The organism is Frigoriflavimonas asaccharolytica, from assembly GCF_013294015.1.
Lineage (GTDB): Bacteria > Bacteroidota > Bacteroidia > Flavobacteriales > Weeksellaceae > Frigoriflavimonas > Frigoriflavimonas asaccharolytica.
In genome coordinates this window covers 1-16594 of sequence record NZ_JABSNO010000011.1, presented here as the reverse complement: position 1 = coordinate 16594, position 16594 = coordinate 1, and the positions used below count along the sequence as shown (strand labels likewise).

Sequence of the window (16594 nt, the reverse complement as noted above, 5' to 3'; positions counted from 1 at the left end):
CTTATGGTATCGCCCAAATTTTCCTATTATTTATTCGAAGACCTGTTAATGGCAATTTCATATTCTTTAAATTGAGTATTAAAGCATAAATCGAATTCAGATTTACGATGAGGATTTTCAAAAAACGCAACGAAACGTGGGTCTAAATTTTGGTAATATTCTGGTGAATCTAAATCGCTTAAAGCAGGGTGCAACATCACTTCTACGGTTTCATACGCCTTGCTTTTCTTTAAAAAACTGAACAAGTTTTCGCTATTTATTTCACAAGTATTTAACATTGAATAAAACCCAATTTTACCAGAATTATCGTTAAAAAAAGAAAGAAATTTTAATAATAGAAGTTTAATTACATTGCTTATTGAAGCAGTTTCTCCATTAAATTTCCAACTTTCAAAAAGACCTTCGTTGATTTCTCTAATTCTCGGGATCCCGTGTTTTTTGGCTAATTTTTTTACGATTTTATTGATGGACGGAATTACATGAACGTGTTCGTGCCCATCAATATGCGAAATTTCTATTCCGCTATTTTTAATTTTTAAAATCTGTAATTCAATCTCTTTTTCTATAGATTCCAGTACTTTTTTGCTTTTATTTTTAAAAAGTAAGCTTATAAAAGTATTATTAAGAATTCCTTTTTCTGATAGCATAGCACTGGGAAATAATGCTTTTGCGCAGGTTAAATTGACATGAACACCAATCTGAAGATTTTTAGCATTTGGAATTACATTTTTCACGGCATCTTCAAAATATTCTGTATTCGCCATCAAACTTGCGTGCGATAGAAAACCTTCCGTATTTGCTTTAAGAATGGCATGATTCACTCCCAAAGAAAATCCAAGATCGTCGGCATTGATAATGAGTTTTTTTACCATTATTTTTCTTTTATAGAGTGAAGATTGTAAAACAATTTCAGATTATTCTCTTCCGTAGTATCTTTTGCTGGGTCTTTATCAATGTAATCTTCACCAGATTCTAGAAAAATTTTCCTATTCAAATAATTTCCAAAACTTGATTGGAAATAATATAATTGATTATCCAATACGATGTCTTTGGATTGATTTCGCTTTTGCAAAATTTCCGTCACGATTAAATCATAATTCTGATTGGCTTTAAAGGTAAATAAAATACTGATGGTAGAAAATACGATAAGGAAACCGCATAAAAAAACATGCGCTGTATTTTTGAACTTCTCATTTCCTAGTTTTAATATAATTTGGTACACAACAATCAACAAAATACTGTTTGAAAAGAAAAGTAATCTTGTACCGATAAGTGGAGAAACCGCCACAATGCACAATGGGAGCACAAAAAGTAATATCCAGAATAAGATTTTCTCTCTTTCGTAGATTACTTTTTTAAATTTTGAATTCCAAACAACAATAGCTACAATTACAAAAAATACCAATCCTAGTAATTCTTGATTGTAATAAAAATAAGTCTTTAGAATCTTTACCCAATTTGCTATATAATCGCTAAATCCGATGTCCAAAACAGATTTTCCTACAAGCTCTTGCTTTATTTTATTTGAAGGTGCGAAAAACAATAGTGCGTACCCAACTATGATAAATAAAGGAGTAATCAATAATCTGAAATCCGGCAATTTCTTATTTTTTAGATAATATATTAGAGCAAAAAGGAAGGAAATTCCTACCAAAATTGGCGGCACATGTTCATTGCTCATTCCTATAAATACTCCAAAAATAGGTAGTACAAAATAGGATGTTTTTTTCAGCAAAGCTTTATTCCCGTGCAGAAAATACTCACTTAAAAGATAAACATACAGCAAATAAAAAACATGTGTAAAAGTGTAATTGGTACTAAAAGGAGTGTAATAAAACATTTCTCCAAAATAATTGATAAACAAAATAAAAAATCCTGCTATCCAAAGAAATTTTTTCACCATTTCTACATCTCTAAAATCTGGTAATTTGCGATAGATATTTAAAAATAATGCTGTTATAAATGCATTGAACAACAAAACGCCAAAAAGAACTTCTAAAAAAATATTTCTTGAAACCAAATTAGAGAAAAACTGACCGATTCGGGCATTTCCAAAGTAATACGAGATTATATACTCTTGTATTGCATTTGGATAATTTACTTTGTTCAAATAATAAAATTCGTCTCTAAAAACAGGATAAAAATAGCAACTTAGAGCAATTGCAATATTGACGAAAATTAAGACAAAATAGGGAATATTACTCTTTTTCATTCTTCAAAACTTCATTAAAATATAAGGGTCTATTTTTTACCTCGATATGTATTCTGCCGATATATTCTCCAATAATTCCTAAAAAGAAAATAATGAGCGAACAAAAGAAAATCATAACGGATAATAGCGTTAAAAACCCAGTTTTTGGCTCGTGATTGATGTAGCTGCTGTAAATAGAAAATGCCAGGAAAAAGATAGAAAATATACAACCTAGAATTCCAAAAAAAGTGGCTATTCTTAAGGGTTTTATAGAAAATTGTATCACACTATCTATGGCTAATTTATATAAATTGAAAAAATTATAATTGCTTTTACCAGCATTTCTTTTTGGCGCTACAAATGGAATGATGTGCGCATTTTGCAAACCTACCAAAGACAACATTCCGCGGAACATTCTATCCGTTTCGTTCAAACTATTGATCCACAGAACATATTTTTTATCTAGCAAGCGAAAATCTGGCATATTTCTCGGGATTTTCACATCAGAAAGGGTGTTTAAAATCCAATAATAGGTGTTTCCTAAAAAGCGATAGCGCAAACCTTTGTCTTCATTATCTGTTCTTTGGGTAAGAATTAATTTGTGCTTATTTTGCCATAGTTGCACCATTTCTATTGCAATTTCTGGTGGATGTTGCATATCTGCATCCATAAAAATAACCGCAAACTCGTGGTCTGCTTCTATATTTTGTTCTGCTACGTAATTTAATCCTGCCGTCATTGCAATTTCATGTCCAAAATTTTTGCTTTGGTTGATGATTACAATTCTATCTTCCTCTCTTTGAAGCTCTTGCAGCAGTGCTAAAGTTTTATCTTTGGATCCATCGTTTACAAATACAAGCTCAAAACTTTCGAATAAAATAGAATGCAATTCTTCCTTTAAACGTTCCGTAAGGATGAGCAAATTATCTTGCTCATTATAACAGGAAATGATAAAGTAAATTTTTTTCATAGTTAAATTCATTAAAAATATCTACCGATGCTTGGTTTTAATTTGCTTGACGGTTTGCTTTTTATGACTGCAAAAATACTGAAAAATACTTGATGCATGATTTGCAAATATTTTTTATTGTTTTCTTATCTCATTCAAATATATATTTACACTATCTGCAAATATTTTACTAAATTTTCTAGCACCAAGTTGGTTTAAATGTCCATTGTCTTGCGCATTTTTGCTGGTATAAAAATCTTTGAATTTCTTTCTAGCTGTAAAATCCAATACTTTTGTTTTAGAATTTTTTTTAAGGAAAGACATATCATAAGGTTCCGTAAAAAGTTGCGAAACAAGCACTAATTTTACACCTCTCTTGTCGCATTCTTTTATCAATAATTGAATGTCGTTTTCCCAAGCAGTATTCATTTTTTTGGGTTGCAATACAAAATTTCTTTGTGAATACAATTGCATGGTATCTTTTACGTAAGTATCTCTTTGTGTTTTCACGCTGGTAGATCTGTTGTATTCTTTTTCCAAAGGATAATAGCCATCTCTATAATCGGCAGAACCTTGATCAATAAAATAATCTGTTTGATCTAATTTTTTTAAATAAAAAATATTGATGAAGTAATGTTCCACTGCAGTGTAAACTCCCGCCCAATCTTTAGTCTCTGAATAATATTTGCTTTCAAAAATGGTAGAGGGAAGATCATGATAATACAAAGCTTTTGTAGATAATGCATTTCTTTCTAAGGGTAAAACACCTTGAATTTCAAAAAATACATACTTTATATTTTTATTCAGTTCTAGTTGTCTGAGAATATATCTGCTTTCTGTATAAAAACTTCCACCAGTAGCCATGTTGTATGCTTTTATTTGATGATGTGTTGCAGAATCTAAAACTACAGGATCTAAATGGCGGTACATTCTGCTGCTTCCCATAATAATAGCATTGTATTTTTCGCCATTTTTTTTGTAAAAGTCTACTTTCTGGCGAATTGTCCCATTTCCGTAAAATTTATATTTATTTGAAAATAAAAGACACAATCCTAAAATCAGAAATAAGCTGATCCATGCAACGAGTTTAAATACGAATTTTTTCATGTCTTAAAATTGAAAATATATAAATTCATTGTTGCCAAAATTCGCAAAAACTAAAATTAAAACCATGATAAAGGCATACAGAAATCTTCTTACCCAAGGATTCCACCTTTCAATTTCTAAACCATGGTTTTGCGCTCTATTGCTCCATTCTATACAAAGCATCACCAAAATAAGCGCAATTTCTTTTTTAGGAATTGGCTTTGGAAATTGCAAAATACTGCTGCTAAAAATATCGCCAATGTATTGCAAAGCAACCGTCATACTTTCTGCCCGAAAGAAAATCCACGCGAAGCAAACAAGTGCAAATGTGAGTACAATATTAAAGAAATCTCGGAAATTTGGTAACAATCTTCCCATTGCTACAACTTCTAAGTTATCTCTATTTTTATCTCTGATTAAAAGTGGTAGAAAAAATAAGGCATTCAAACCTCCCCAAACTATAAAAGTCCAGTTGGCGCCATGCCAAAATCCGCTCACTAAAAAGATGACGAAAGTATTGCGAATCTTCATCCACATTCCACCTCTACTTCCACCTAAAGGAAAATACACATAATCTCTAAACCAAGAAGACAGTGAGATGTGCCATCTTCGCCAAAATTCTGCAATATCTCTAGAAAAATAAGGGAAAGCAAAGTTTTTCAACAATTCCATCCCGAACAATCTGGATGTTCCTAATGCGATATCTGAATAGCCAGAAAAATCTCCATATATCTGGAAGGCAAATAATAGTACTCCTAAAACCAATCTGCTCGCAGGTTCTTGATCGTGGTTGGCAAAAATTTCATTTACAATTGGTGCACAATTATCTGCAATTACCATTTTTTTGAATAATCCCCACAAAATTTGTCGAATACCATTTGCGGCTTGTTCGTAATTGAATATTCGGATTTTTTTTACCTGAGGCAAAAGATGTGTGGCTCTTTCTATAGGACCAGCTACAAGCAAAGGAAAATAACTTACGAATAGTGCATAATCAATTGGGTTTTTCTCCGCTTTTATTTTTTTCTTGTACACATCTATAATGTAGGATAAACCATGGAACGTATAAAATGAAATACCAATAGGAAGTATAATTTTTAAAGTCCAAGGATGAATTACAAACCCAAAACCTCCTATTAAATCTGCAAAACTATCTATAAAAAAATTATAATATTTAAAAAAACCAAGGAAACCAAGATTTATAGCAATGCTAGTAACCAGCCAAAATTTTGCTGTTTTGTTGTTCTTACTTTTCTCTATTTGCAAACCCGAAAAATAATCTAAAGCTATAGAAAACATTAGTAAAAATAAAAAACGCCAATCCCAACAAGCATAAAAATAAAAGCTTGAGACTAAAAGCAAAATATTCTGCGCCTTCTTATTATTCTTAAATACAAACCAATACAGTAAGAATACAATGGGCAAAAAGATTGCAAAAGAAATAGAATTAAATAACATTTATATTTTTTTTGTTTTTAAATAAACTTCTTATTTGCTAATTTGAAATAATATCTTTCGCTAAAATTTCACAAAACTGATTCATTGATTTTGTATCCAAATGTACCTCATCTACATATTTAAAATTATTTTCAGAGAGGTTGTAATTTTTATAAGACACCTTTTTTTGCGAACAAATTTTATTCATTTGGGCATCAAAATCTGGATACGTATCGTTTTCAATATCATAAGGAACTTTCGCCATTGGTATTCTTAGAACCACAACTTTACCATGCTTTTTCAAAAAATCTATGGTTTTGGCCAAATATTGCAATCTAATTTTAGACGTTTTCAATCCTGCCATTTTAATCTTTAATAATTTCATGGCATTATCATTCCACTCTGCTCTGGTTTTATCTGAAACTTGCCTAATAATGGTAGTTTGTATTTTTCCATTATCTAGAATTTCCATTTTTCCGATAGGATCTTTTGGTGGTATAATTTTATTATTCAATTCTTTGGTGATAGAAAATTCAAAACTTTCCCATAAATATTCTACGTTGGGATTGATGGCAACCATAGAAGTTCTTGCCACAGATTTATCATTTTCTACAAAATTTTCTGGACGATCTGCTTGGCTTCTATCCACCATCAAAGCTGTGGGTTCTACGGTTACTATAAATAATCCATCCTTTGAATTCGGCTGAATTTTTTTCTCAATAGATTCCAAATATTTCGGACCAAACGGTGAATGCGCCCATGTAAAAGCATAATTGTACAATTTTACCTTCGGGAATTTACTTTTTGTAATGCTATCCAATATTGCAGGATTCATTCCAGCTGCTCTAGAACTACCAAGAATTAAAGAATTTTGCTGTGGCGATGTGAACCGCTTATAGAAATCGTCGGTTTTTTTTCCCGTAATGTATACGGCAAAACAAATTACCAAAAGTGGCAAAACCGAAAATAGCATCAAGCGCAAAATAGATTTTTTCATATTTAAAATTGTGCGTAAATAAAACCTTTTGGTGCAATATAAAATAGAAATACGAGAAAAATTAAAACGTAATAAAATCCCCATCTTAGGATAATACTTCGCTTCGCAAACAGCTCTTTTATGGCAAATTCCTTATCTCTTTGCAGCCATTCCAAAATCATCATCAAAAGAATTAGCAAAACAATTTCTTTCTGAATTGGGAAATTCGGAATTTGAAAAAATGATAAAGAAAAAATTCCTTTATAATAATTAACCGCCATTTCCATATCTGTGACAAAAAATAACACCGTAAGCAAAGAAAAAAGTACGAAAGTAATTGGAATATTCTTCATTTCTGAGAGGCTTGGAATGATGGTATGTTCAGATTTAATTTTTTTACTCATTTTTCCACGCCAAATAATAGGAATAAACATTATTCCACTTACCAAACCATGCACCACATAATGCCATTCTGCTCCGTGCCAAAATCCTACCGCTAGAAAATTGATGATAATTGCAGAAATTAGTCCGTATTTTCCATAATCTCTAAAGTTGATGGATAATGGTGTGAAAACATATTCCGTGAGCCAACCCGTTAAAGAAATATGCCATCTTCGCCAATAATCTGCAACGTTTTGCGCAAATAATGGATAATTAAAATTGGGTTGAATTTTGATGCCTAATATTTTAGATATTCCAATTGCCATATCGGTATAACCCGAAAAATCTGCATATAGTTGAATGAAATACAAAACGGCACCTACAAATAATGCACTTCCGTTTAAGGTATGATAGGTTTCGAAAAGTGGACCTGTAATCGTAGCAATATTATCTGCAACCACCAGTTTTTTAAATAATCCCCAAAGAATTTGCTTCAAACCATCGCTAAATTGCGATTGTGAAAAAGCTCTTTTTATTTCTAAATTTTTCAGGAAAGCTCCTGCTCTATCTATTGGACCAGCAATAATACATGGAAAAAAGGCGATAAATACGGCATAATTTATAAATGAAGGAATTTCTTTCAACTTATTATTTCGAATATCTAGCAAATAACCAATCATTCTAAAAGAATAAAAACTAATACCAATTGGTAAAATTAATTTCAAAACATTCAACTGATCTTGCATCCCGAAAACGTGCAATAAATCGTTAAAATTTTCTATAAAAAAATTAAAATATTTAAAATACAAAAGCTGGATAAGCACAAAAAAAACACCAAATCTCATCCAATTTCGTTTCGCGTTTCCTGCTGCTTCTTTTATCTTATTCCCAACAAAATAGGTGACTCCGGTGGAAAAAATAATAAGCGCAATAAATTCAAAACTCCAAGTACAATAGAAAATATAACTGGCAATAAGCAGCAGAATATTTTGCGCTTTGGATGTTTTGCACAGTAGAAAATATGCAAAAAAGAGAATGATGAAAAACAAAATGAAACTGTAGGAATTCAGCAGCATAAATAGATTCTATTTGGTTTGTAGCAAAGCGATTTCAGCTGAATTAGAGCATTTTTCGCATCATTTTTTAATTAGTGTATGTAATTTAATAAAGAATAAAAATACTGATCTACCCTCTTTTTAATCTTGTTTTTTAATAAATGCAGCGTACATCACAGGAACTTTAAATTTCGCAGCTTTTTCCGGTGTTATTTTTTCTGAAATCACTGTTTTTTCTTCAATTATTTCAAAACCAGCTTCATTGATTAAATTTCTAATTTCTTGCACGTTATTGAACAGGTAAATATGATCAATCATTGGCGCATTTACAGGCGTTGTCATATAACAAACTCCATCTTTCGCCAAATGTTTCCCAATTTTCATCAGCAATTCTTTAGGGTTTTCTACATGTTCTAGAACTTCCCCAATCGTTATAAAATCGTAGACATCATCATTAGCGAAATCGAAAATATTTTTTAAATAAAAATTAATTTTATCATTATTTAAAATTCCTTTGGCTATTTTCAATGAACTTTCGCTAATATCTACCAAATCAAATTTAGTAGCGATGGGCAAAATTTCTACCGCTTTATAAATATACAAACCGTGTCCTCCTCCAATTTCTAAATAATTTTTACCCGAAAGAAAATATTTATAAACATTATCTATGAAAAATTTTATCCGTTCGTATTGATCAAACCATAGAAATTGTGCTAAAACCAAACCGTGCATATGGTAAGACATCACTTCTGGCGTAGCATACACGTTTTTTTCTACCTCTTCAAAAGAAGTATTGGAATAGCGTCCATTTTGTATAAAAGCCAAACGCTCATCTAGCATCGCTTCTATCATTTTCAGATAAAAATCTACGCCATAATCTAAAGTTAATTGCTGAGATTTTAAATATTCCTCATACTTTTCGTAAAATGGATTGGCTAAATTAAAATACTCTTCACCCAAATCTTTCAGGTTTTCTTTTAATTTTTTGCTATGGCTCGGGTTTTTACGTTCTATGCTATCAATTATATATTCAATATAATTTTCCATCTAGTTCGTTTTGGCGGCAATAGAATTTATCATTTCACCTAGATTATTCCAACTTTGGATTTCTGCGGACGCAAAACGGATGCTGAAAGCTTTCTCTATAGCTACCACCAAATGAATATGCGACAAAGAATCCCATTCTTCTATATCTTCTGCGGTAGTTTCTTCGGAAAGTAAAATTTCTTCATTGTCTAATTCTTCTATGAAAATTGCGCTAAGTTTTGCTAAAATTTCTTCGTTGGTCATAATTTTTTTAGTTTTTTGTGGTTATATAGACTTCTGTTGGTTCAAAATTTTCTACTGTAAGTTTCCAATTATTTTCATCAACAGTAAATCCTAGTTTTTCGTAATGATTCTCTACCATTTGATTTTTTGCCGTTGGTAAATATTCTCCAATAATTTGTTCAAAACCATTCTTTTTAGCGAGTTCTACAATTTTATTTAAGGTAAAATTTTCCATTCCTCTTTTCAAAACACGGCAACTCATCAACCAAGTATTGATGAACAATGATTTTTCGTCTATTTTTTCTAAAATCACAGCGCAAATAAGTCCGTTTTCGCCGTATCTATCATTCAAAGTAAAAGAGAGCGAAAAATGATTTTCAGATTTCATCACCTCATCAATTTCTTGCTCCGTAAATCTTACAGTTCTTAAATTGAATTGATTAGAACGTTGCGTTAATTGTGAAACTCGTGGTTTAGAAAAATTGCTAAATGCTTCAACATCAGAAATCATTTCCAAATTTTTCAAGAAATCTTCTACGTTGGTAAAACTCTCAAATGCTACATTTCTTTCGGCTTCTATTTGGTATTGCTTGGTTCTTTCTGCATCATTTTCCGAGAAACTTGCCGTTTCAAAAAGATTTAATCCATAAATATATTCCAAATAATCTGCTGGATCTTCTGGCAATTCTGGTACGCAAACTTCTGGTAAATTTTCTCTTACCAAATTTCTTTCAAACGGATTGTCATCTAAAAAAACCATAGAATCTAACCCGATATTCAAAATATTTTGAATTTTTCTAATATTATCTGCTTTATTTTCCCAATTAGCCACAAAAACAGCAATATCTTCCATTTTCAAGACCATTTCTGGGTGCTTTTCAAAAGGTTCTTTAGCTTTGTCTTCATCATTTTTGCTACAAATCGCGAGAATTACGCCTCGTTTCTGCAATGCTTTTGCCCAATATTGAAATTCAGAAAATGCCTTCCCAATTCCCAAACTTCCGATTTGTATATTTTCTAAACCGTCATCACCAATAATTCCACCCCAAGTTGTATTGTCCAAATCTAAAATCAGACATTTTTTGAATTTCCCTTCCAAAGAAGAGATAATTCCCATCATATCTTGTGCAACAATTGGCAGAATATCTAGCGACAAAACCATTTCGGTATTGATGTAAATATTTGGCGAAAACATAGCGTTTCTTCCCCATTTATTCTGAATAGAAACCAAATCTACAATAAAAAGGTTTTCCTTTTTTAGGGCTAATTCAGATAGTAAATAATTAATTTTCTGCTGTTGAAAAACAAATGATGATTCTACTTTATGAGAAAAATTACCAAAAACTTGATTGTCAATTCCCGGAAAATTACAGAATAATATCCTGCTTTTTATTCTACTTTGTATCGTTTGATACATCTCTTCGATGTAGTGTATTTTGTTTTCTGCAAATGACAATTGAGAATCGTACTGTTTATAATACGAACTCAATAATTTATGAGAAGATTCAAAAATGATGGCATAATCGGCTTCAAATTCATAAAACTCCGAAGTAGGATCTAAAACTTGACGAGAAATTTGGCCGAAATCTGCTTCAAAAATTTCGAGTTCAAATCCAGAATTTATTGCAGTTCCTTTTAAAGCAACATTCAAAAATTGCGTTGCCGTATCTCCTAAAAGAGCAACTCTTATTTTTTTTAAACCTTCTGTGTTTTGTTTTAAAACTTTTTTAAGTTCAGAAAATGTTGGATGCATAGTATTTCTATTTTACAAAAATACCCACATATTTCCCCTCAAAATCTACAACTGTGGGTTGTATATTTTTAGACTCGCAAAAATCTTGAAATGCAGAATTGTCATTAATATCATCAGAAATAAAAACCCCACCTATTTTCAGTGGCGCATATAGTGTTTCATAAGCCCATTTCATGCCCTCATAAGATTTGTCGGAATCGTAATGGACAACGTCTATTTTTTGGGTTTCTTTCAAAATTTTTGGTAAAGATTCTCGATCTGCATGGCGAAAAAGTTTCCAGTTTTTCCTCAATTTTTCTGGTACGATACAACCAACAAATTGATCTCCATCTTGTCCTAAATAAGGCATATCTGAACTGTATAACGTTCCGTTTCTTTTCTCTAGAGATTGCAAAGAAGCAAAAGAACTCCAACCATAAGCTACGCCTGTTTCCACAACACTTTTCGCCTGCGTAAACTCACAAGCTGAATATAATAATTCCAAAGCTCCGGCGCCGCCCATTTTTATAGGACAATTATTTTGAGCTTTTTCTGCTTCAAGAAAATCTACAGAAAATTTTTGTTTAAAACTTTCGAAAGGCATTTTAAATAAATTTTCAATCGCATTCTCTTGGCTGATTGCGATTTTGGAAGCCCATAAATTTGTTTTTTCCTTACCCTTAAAAGCTGATTGTCTATTAAAAATATTTTTAATGATTTTCCTGCCCAACTCTGGATATAAATCTGGTCGTTTTATATATCCAATCAAGGTTTTCGCCACTCTTTTTAATTCGCTCACGGTGTTTTTTTATTTTGCAAAAATAGGTAAAATTCTAATGATTTTTAAAAATCTCCGTATCTTTGATTTTCAATCCAACAAAACATTAATGATAACTGCCTTAATTGAAAAATTTCAACGAAAAAAACAGAGAGATATTTTAAATAAACATCCTTCTATTTTTCTTGGTAATCAATTTAAATTAGGTATTAACAATCAATTTATTATCTATAAAAACATTGCTAAATTTTCTATCGGAGACCATGTTTCTTTTCGCAATTACATTCACATCATTTTACAAGACAAAGCAAAATTAACAATAGGAAATAAGGTTTTTTTTAATAACCATTGTTCTATCAACTGCTTAGAGAGCATTTCCATCGGCGAAAACACACTGTTTGGCGAAAATGTAAAACTCTACGATCACAATCATTCTTATGTACGGAATGAAAATGGATTATCGGTTTCTCACTCAGAATTTACAACCGCGCCAATTGTAATCGGCAAAAATTGTTGGTTAGGCAGCAATGTAGTTGTTTTAAAAGGCGTTACGATTGGAGACAATTGCATTATTGGTGCGGGTTGCGTAATTCACAAAGATATTCCAGCTAATTCTACCGTTTTAAATCAACAAGAATTGAACATAAAAACATATTAAAATGAAATTTTCTGTTCTCATCGCTCATTTTAATAATGCTAAATATTTTAAAGATTGCTATGATTCTTTATTGAAACAAAGCTATGAAAATTGGGAAGCCATTATTTTGGATGATGCTTCAAATGAGAACGAAAAAACTTTAGTTAAAAAAATTATTGAAGGAGATAATCGTTTCAAATTTTTTGAGAACACTAAAAATCAAGGTGTTGGATTTACAAAAAGTAAACTTATAGAATTAGCAAATGGCGAAATTGTCGGTTATGTAGATCCAGATGATGCGATTCTTCCGACTGCGATTGAAAAAAGCATTGAAATTTTCAAAAAAGATAAAAAAGTAGCGCTCACCTATTCCAGATTTATGTCTTGTGATGAGAATCTACAAGCAATTTCTCCCTTTAAATCTGCCAATCAAGTTCAAAATAACGATAAGTATTTTTTTAATTATCCTGTTCAAATTGCTCATTTCGTGTGTTTTAGTAAAGAAATTTATTCAAGTACAGAAAAAATGAATACGGAACTCAAAATTTCTGAAGATCAAGATTTATATTTAAAATTATACGAGAAAGGGAAAGTAATTTTCATTGATGAAACCAATTATTTGTACCGAACGCATTCTGGTGGAATTTCGCAAAATGATCACAAGAAAACATCTTACGAATATTGGGCAAAAGTTATCTGGAATGCGATGCAAAGAAGAAAATTGACAAGCATTAATGGAAAAAAAATACCAACCGAGTTTAGTTCTTCTGCAGAAATTTTCAATTTATTGACGTACCAAAATTCCATTCCTTATCGAATTAAAAAGAAACTAAAAATCTTATTTCAATCGCTTTTTTAAAAAATAAATGACTCAATCTACCAAAAAAATAAAAATAATATTTCGCCACCGTTCAATGGAAATGGGTGGTGTAGAAAAGGTGATGTTAAGTGTTTTGAATAATTTAAATCAGGATAAATTTGAAATGACGGTTCTTCTCAATTTAAACCAAGGCGAATTGCGAAACGAATTTCCTGCCCATGTAAGAAAAGTATATTTAACGGATGGAAAAGAAGATTTTTCTAAAAATATTTTACTTCAAAAATTTCAACTTTTAAAAAGAAAAACGAAACTAGAAAAACTTCAAAAAAATCCGCAAATAATTGATAAAGAGTATTTAAAAGACGAATACGACATCGAAATCGCGATGACTTACAATGATTTTGAACCGGTTTTAAATTCTACCAACAAGAAATCTAAAAAAATCGGTTGGTTTCATTCGGAAATCGATTTGCCCAAATTACAACCGTTAGTTCCAGATATTTTAAAACATTTTCCGCAGTTTGATCACATGATTTACTGTTCAGAAAAGATTGAAAAAATCATGCACGAAGTCTATCCAAATCTTCAATATCCAAAGGAAAGTGTGATTATCAATGCCATTCCGATTGAAGAAATTAAGAAAAAAGCAGAAGAAAGAATCACGGATTTTCCAAAAAGTCCAGTTTTTGTTTCCGTGGGAAGATTGCACACCAGAAAAGGGTATCACAAATTGATGGACGCACATTCCCAACTCATCAATGAAGGTTTTGAACATTCCATTTATATCATTGGAGATGGAGAAGAATTGCCGAATCTTTTGGCGCAACAGAAAAAATTAGGCGTCGAAAAAACTTTTATTTTTGCGGGAAATAAAATGAATCCATATCCTTATCTGAAAAATGCAGATTTTTTCATTATGCCTTCCGAATCCGAAGCTTGGCCTTTGGTCATTGCAGAAGCTTTAATTTTGCAAAAACCGATTATTGCAACCAAAGTTGGAGATGTAGAAAACATGATTAAAGATAGAAAAACGGGCTACCTCATCGATTATAAAACGGAAGAAATGTATGCTGCAATGAAAGAATTTCTTACCAGTAAAAACTTAATTTCGGACTTGAAAGAGAATTTAAAAGACATTGAAAAAGAATTCGACAATCAAAAAATATTTAATGAAATTGAAGAAATCTTACTTAATTTAGCAAAAACGAAATGATGAATTTAATCTATAGAATTTTTCTGAAACTTCATAACATTCGCACAGAATTTCGTGATAAATCTTACATCGAAATGTGCAAAAAACGCGGTTTGAAAGTTGGTAAAGGGGTCATTTTCATCGAAGCACCCAAATTTGGATCTGAACCTTACTTAATAGAAATCGGTGACCGCACAAAAATAACGGCAAATTGTACATTTATCAATCATGATGGTGCAATGTACACCATTCGTTCTATGGAAAAATACCGAGACGTCCGTAATTTTGGACGAATAAAAATTGGAAAAAACTGTTTCATAGGAAATAATTGCACGATTCTTCCTGGAGTTGAAATGGGCGATAATTGTATTTTGGGAGCAGGTTCTGTGCTGAATTCTTCTACGCCACCAAATTCGGTTTTTGCAGGAACACCGGCGAAATTTATTTGTACCATCGAAGAATATGGCGATAAAGCTCTAAAAAACAATGTGATGTATCCACGAGAATTAGAGGAAATTCGCCCGAATTTAGATGCTTATATTAAAGAAAATCTGCCTCATGTTTATAAACCGGTAAGATAATTCTGTGGAAAACAAAAAGAAAATCCTCATCAGAATTGGTTCTCTTCGTCATGGCGGAGCAGAAAAAGTATTGGTTACTTTTCTAAAAAATGTACCAAAAGACAAATATGAAATTGATCTTTTATTAAATTTATATTCTGGGAAATATTTAGCTGAAGTTCCGAGTTGGATCAAAATTTTGTATTTGAATAAAGGCGAAATGATTACCACCAATCGTTTGCAAGATATTCCACTGAAAGCTTTTCGGGTGATTTATCAGAAGGTTTTAAAGTTGTTTCCGGCTTTGCTTTATCAATTTATTTTAAAAGGGAAAAAGTATGATGTTGAATTTGCTGCAATTCATGGCTTTCGAGACGAAATTCTAAATTCACCCCAGAAATCTTCGAAAAAATTGATTTGGATTCACAATGATTTGAAGAAAACTGAATTTCACAATTACACCGATTCTGAAATCAGAAAATTTTTTGGTTTTGATAAAATAATGGTCATTTCTGAAAAAATTGAGCAAGATTTTGAAGTTTTAGCCGAGAATGATACGGAAAAAGATAAGATTGTAAGAATTTATAATGCTTTGGATACGGAGGAGATTTTGAGGAAAGCGGAAATTGGAAGTCCGAAATTGGAAGATGGGAGTCGGAAGTCGGAAGTTCCGATTTTCGTTTCGGTTGGAACGGTTTTTCCGCAAAAGGGATTTGATCGATTGCTGAAAATTCATAAAAAATTATTGGATGAAGGTTTTCTGCATAAAATAGAAATTTTGGGTGATGGTTATGATTTTGAAAACATCAAAAATTTGCAAAAAGAACTGAACGTTACCGAAACTTCTACGCTTTTTGGCTTTACAGACAATCCTTATCCTTATTTTAAAAATGCAGATTTTTATATTTTAAGTTCGCGGTATGAAGGTTTTCCGACGGTTTTATTTGAAGCCATCACTTTAAAAAAGAACATCATTGCAACTGATGTTTCTGGCGTAAAAGAAATGTTGAAAGATGGAAAACTGGGATTAATTGTAGAAAATTCTGAAGAAGGAATTTATTTGGGAATGAAAAAAGCACTTGAAAATCCGGAAAGTTTTGAGAAATATTCTGAAAATTTATCAGAATATGAAATGCCTTTTAACCTTGAAAATTCTGTAAAAACTATTGTTAAAATTATTGATGAATTGTAATAAATAATTGGAAATTTCAGAGAATTAAGATGATTTTTTTTTACCATTAAGAAAGATTTAAGATACATTAAGGAAAATCTAAAAATTTTTTGAGCATGGAAAATTTAATATAAAAACATTTAACTTTGTATGATGTCTGAAAACTCGATTGTTCAAAAAGATTTTTACCGCGAAAGTGGAAAGATGCTTTCTAAATTTCAAATTTGGAAAAAATGCTTCAACCCAAATTTGCATTTTATTTATCTAGTCAGCGCTTAAAAACACTATGATTTTCAATTTCTAAAATTTTAATATTGATATTTTCTGGAATTTTTGATTCCAAGTTAAAGTTATCACGGA

At 31.2% G+C, this 16594-nt stretch carries 16 protein-coding genes and 1 pseudogene; 6 read left to right on the top strand and 11 right to left on the bottom strand.

Translation table 11 applies throughout. The features are described 5' to 3' along the window. Positions 1-26: 26 nt before the first annotated feature. From HNQ03_RS08515 to HNQ03_RS08465, 11 genes are all read right to left on the bottom strand, one after another. Complete coding sequence (locus HNQ03_RS08515; RefSeq protein ID WP_173779252.1) at positions 27-872, bottom strand: carbohydrate deacetylase; 846 nt, start codon at positions 870-872, stop codon at positions 27-29. Further along, a complete protein-coding gene (locus HNQ03_RS08510) occupies positions 872-2212 on the bottom strand; it encodes a DUF6056 family protein (RefSeq protein WP_173779251.1) in 1341 nt (446 codons plus the stop codon). The genes HNQ03_RS08515 and HNQ03_RS08510 overlap by 1 nt, the downstream gene beginning before the upstream one ends. After that, complete coding sequence (locus HNQ03_RS08505; protein ID WP_173779250.1) at positions 2199-3161, bottom strand: glycosyltransferase family 2 protein; 963 nt, start codon at positions 3159-3161, stop codon at positions 2199-2201. Before HNQ03_RS08505 ends, HNQ03_RS08510 begins: the two co-directional genes overlap by 14 nt. Before the next feature lie 114 nt (positions 3162-3275). Next, the gene (locus HNQ03_RS08500; RefSeq protein WP_173779249.1) at positions 3276-4247 is read right to left on the bottom strand and encodes a hypothetical protein; all 972 of its coding nucleotides are present in this window, start codon (positions 4245-4247) and stop codon (positions 3276-3278) included. A gap of 3 nt (positions 4248-4250) precedes the next feature. Then, the gene (locus tag HNQ03_RS08495; RefSeq protein ID WP_173779248.1) at positions 4251-5684 is read right to left on the bottom strand and encodes an MBOAT family O-acyltransferase; all 1434 of its coding nucleotides are present in this window, start codon (positions 5682-5684) and stop codon (positions 4251-4253) included. A gap of 37 nt (positions 5685-5721) precedes the next feature. Then, a complete protein-coding gene (locus HNQ03_RS08490) occupies positions 5722-6660 on the bottom strand; it encodes a hypothetical protein (protein WP_173779247.1) in 939 nt (312 codons plus the stop codon). Positions 6661-6662: 2 nt separating this feature from the next. Beyond that, complete coding sequence (locus tag HNQ03_RS08485; protein ID WP_173779246.1) at positions 6663-8096, bottom strand: MBOAT family O-acyltransferase; 1434 nt, start codon at positions 8094-8096, stop codon at positions 6663-6665. 120 nt (positions 8097-8216) lie between these two features. Beyond that, complete coding sequence (locus HNQ03_RS08480; protein ID WP_173779245.1) at positions 8217-9122, bottom strand: class I SAM-dependent methyltransferase; 906 nt, start codon at positions 9120-9122, stop codon at positions 8217-8219. Continuing rightward, positions 9123-9365, bottom strand: a complete 243-nt coding sequence (locus HNQ03_RS08475) for an acyl carrier protein (RefSeq protein ID WP_173779244.1) — start codon at positions 9363-9365, stop codon at positions 9123-9125. Positions 9366-9372: 7 nt separating this feature from the next. Beyond that, positions 9373-11097 (bottom strand): HAD-IIIC family phosphatase, encoded by a 1725-nt coding sequence (locus HNQ03_RS08470; RefSeq protein WP_173779243.1) that lies wholly within the window; start codon positions 11095-11097, stop codon positions 9373-9375. 7 nt (positions 11098-11104) lie between these two features. Then, a complete protein-coding gene (locus HNQ03_RS08465) occupies positions 11105-11875 on the bottom strand; it encodes a class I SAM-dependent methyltransferase (RefSeq protein ID WP_173779242.1) in 771 nt (256 codons plus the stop codon). A gap of 88 nt (positions 11876-11963) precedes the next feature. On the opposite strand from HNQ03_RS08465, the gene HNQ03_RS08460 reads away from it, so the two are divergent. From HNQ03_RS08460 to HNQ03_RS16110, 6 genes and pseudogenes are all read left to right on the top strand, one after another. Next, the gene (locus tag HNQ03_RS08460) at positions 11964-12512 is read left to right on the top strand and encodes an acyltransferase (protein WP_173779241.1); all 549 of its coding nucleotides are present in this window, start codon (positions 11964-11966) and stop codon (positions 12510-12512) included. Between the two features lies 1 nt (position 12513). Next, a complete protein-coding gene (locus tag HNQ03_RS08455) occupies positions 12514-13350 on the top strand; it encodes a glycosyltransferase family 2 protein (RefSeq protein WP_173779240.1) in 837 nt (278 codons plus the stop codon). 7 nt (positions 13351-13357) lie between these two features. Further along, positions 13358-14524, top strand: coding sequence for a glycosyltransferase (locus HNQ03_RS08450; protein WP_173779239.1), 1167 nt, complete (start codon positions 13358-13360; stop codon positions 14522-14524). After that, on the top strand, positions 14521-15084 hold the full coding sequence (locus tag HNQ03_RS08445; protein ID WP_226927466.1) for an acyltransferase: 564 nt from the start codon (positions 14521-14523) through the stop codon (positions 15082-15084). The genes HNQ03_RS08450 and HNQ03_RS08445 overlap by 4 nt, the downstream gene beginning before the upstream one ends. 4 nt (positions 15085-15088) lie before the next feature. Continuing rightward, positions 15089-16255, top strand: coding sequence for a glycosyltransferase (locus HNQ03_RS08440; protein ID WP_173779238.1), 1167 nt, complete (start codon positions 15089-15091; stop codon positions 16253-16255). 132 nt (positions 16256-16387) lie between these two features. Continuing rightward, positions 16388-16498: pseudogene (locus HNQ03_RS16110) on the top strand (serine acetyltransferase); the annotation flags it as partial. Positions 16499-16594: the final 96 nt, after the last annotated feature.

Coding starts and splice junctions, on each gene's coding strand:
- HNQ03_RS08500 (WP_173779249.1), bottom strand. CDS start 4,247: ATGAAAAAATTCGTATTTAAACTCGTTGCATGGATCAGCTTATTTCTG.
- HNQ03_RS08480 (WP_173779245.1), bottom strand. CDS start 9,122: ATGGAAAATTATATTGAATATATAATTGATAGCATAGAACGTAAAAAC.
- HNQ03_RS08505 (WP_173779250.1), bottom strand. CDS start 3,161: ATGAAAAAAATTTACTTTATCATTTCCTGTTATAATGAGCAAGATAAT.
- HNQ03_RS08495 (WP_173779248.1), bottom strand. CDS start 5,684: ATGTTATTTAATTCTATTTCTTTTGCAATCTTTTTGCCCATTGTATTC.
- HNQ03_RS08485 (WP_173779246.1), bottom strand. CDS start 8,096: ATGCTGCTGAATTCCTACAGTTTCATTTTGTTTTTCATCATTCTCTTT.
- HNQ03_RS08470 (WP_173779243.1), bottom strand. CDS start 11,097: ATGCATCCAACATTTTCTGAACTTAAAAAAGTTTTAAAACAAAACACA.
- HNQ03_RS08450 (WP_173779239.1), top strand. CDS start 13,358: ATGACTCAATCTACCAAAAAAATAAAAATAATATTTCGCCACCGTTCA.
- HNQ03_RS08455 (WP_173779240.1), top strand. CDS start 12,514: ATGAAATTTTCTGTTCTCATCGCTCATTTTAATAATGCTAAATATTTT.
- HNQ03_RS08460 (WP_173779241.1), top strand. CDS start 11,964: ATGATAACTGCCTTAATTGAAAAATTTCAACGAAAAAAACAGAGAGAT.
- HNQ03_RS08515 (WP_173779252.1), bottom strand. CDS start 872: ATGGTAAAAAAACTCATTATCAATGCCGACGATCTTGGATTTTCTTTG.
- HNQ03_RS08510 (WP_173779251.1), bottom strand. CDS start 2,212: ATGAAAAAGAGTAATATTCCCTATTTTGTCTTAATTTTCGTCAATATT.
- HNQ03_RS08445 (WP_226927466.1), top strand. CDS start 14,521: ATGATGAATTTAATCTATAGAATTTTTCTGAAACTTCATAACATTCGC.
- HNQ03_RS08490 (WP_173779247.1), bottom strand. CDS start 6,660: ATGAAAAAATCTATTTTGCGCTTGATGCTATTTTCGGTTTTGCCACTT.
- HNQ03_RS08475 (WP_173779244.1), bottom strand. CDS start 9,365: ATGACCAACGAAGAAATTTTAGCAAAACTTAGCGCAATTTTCATAGAA.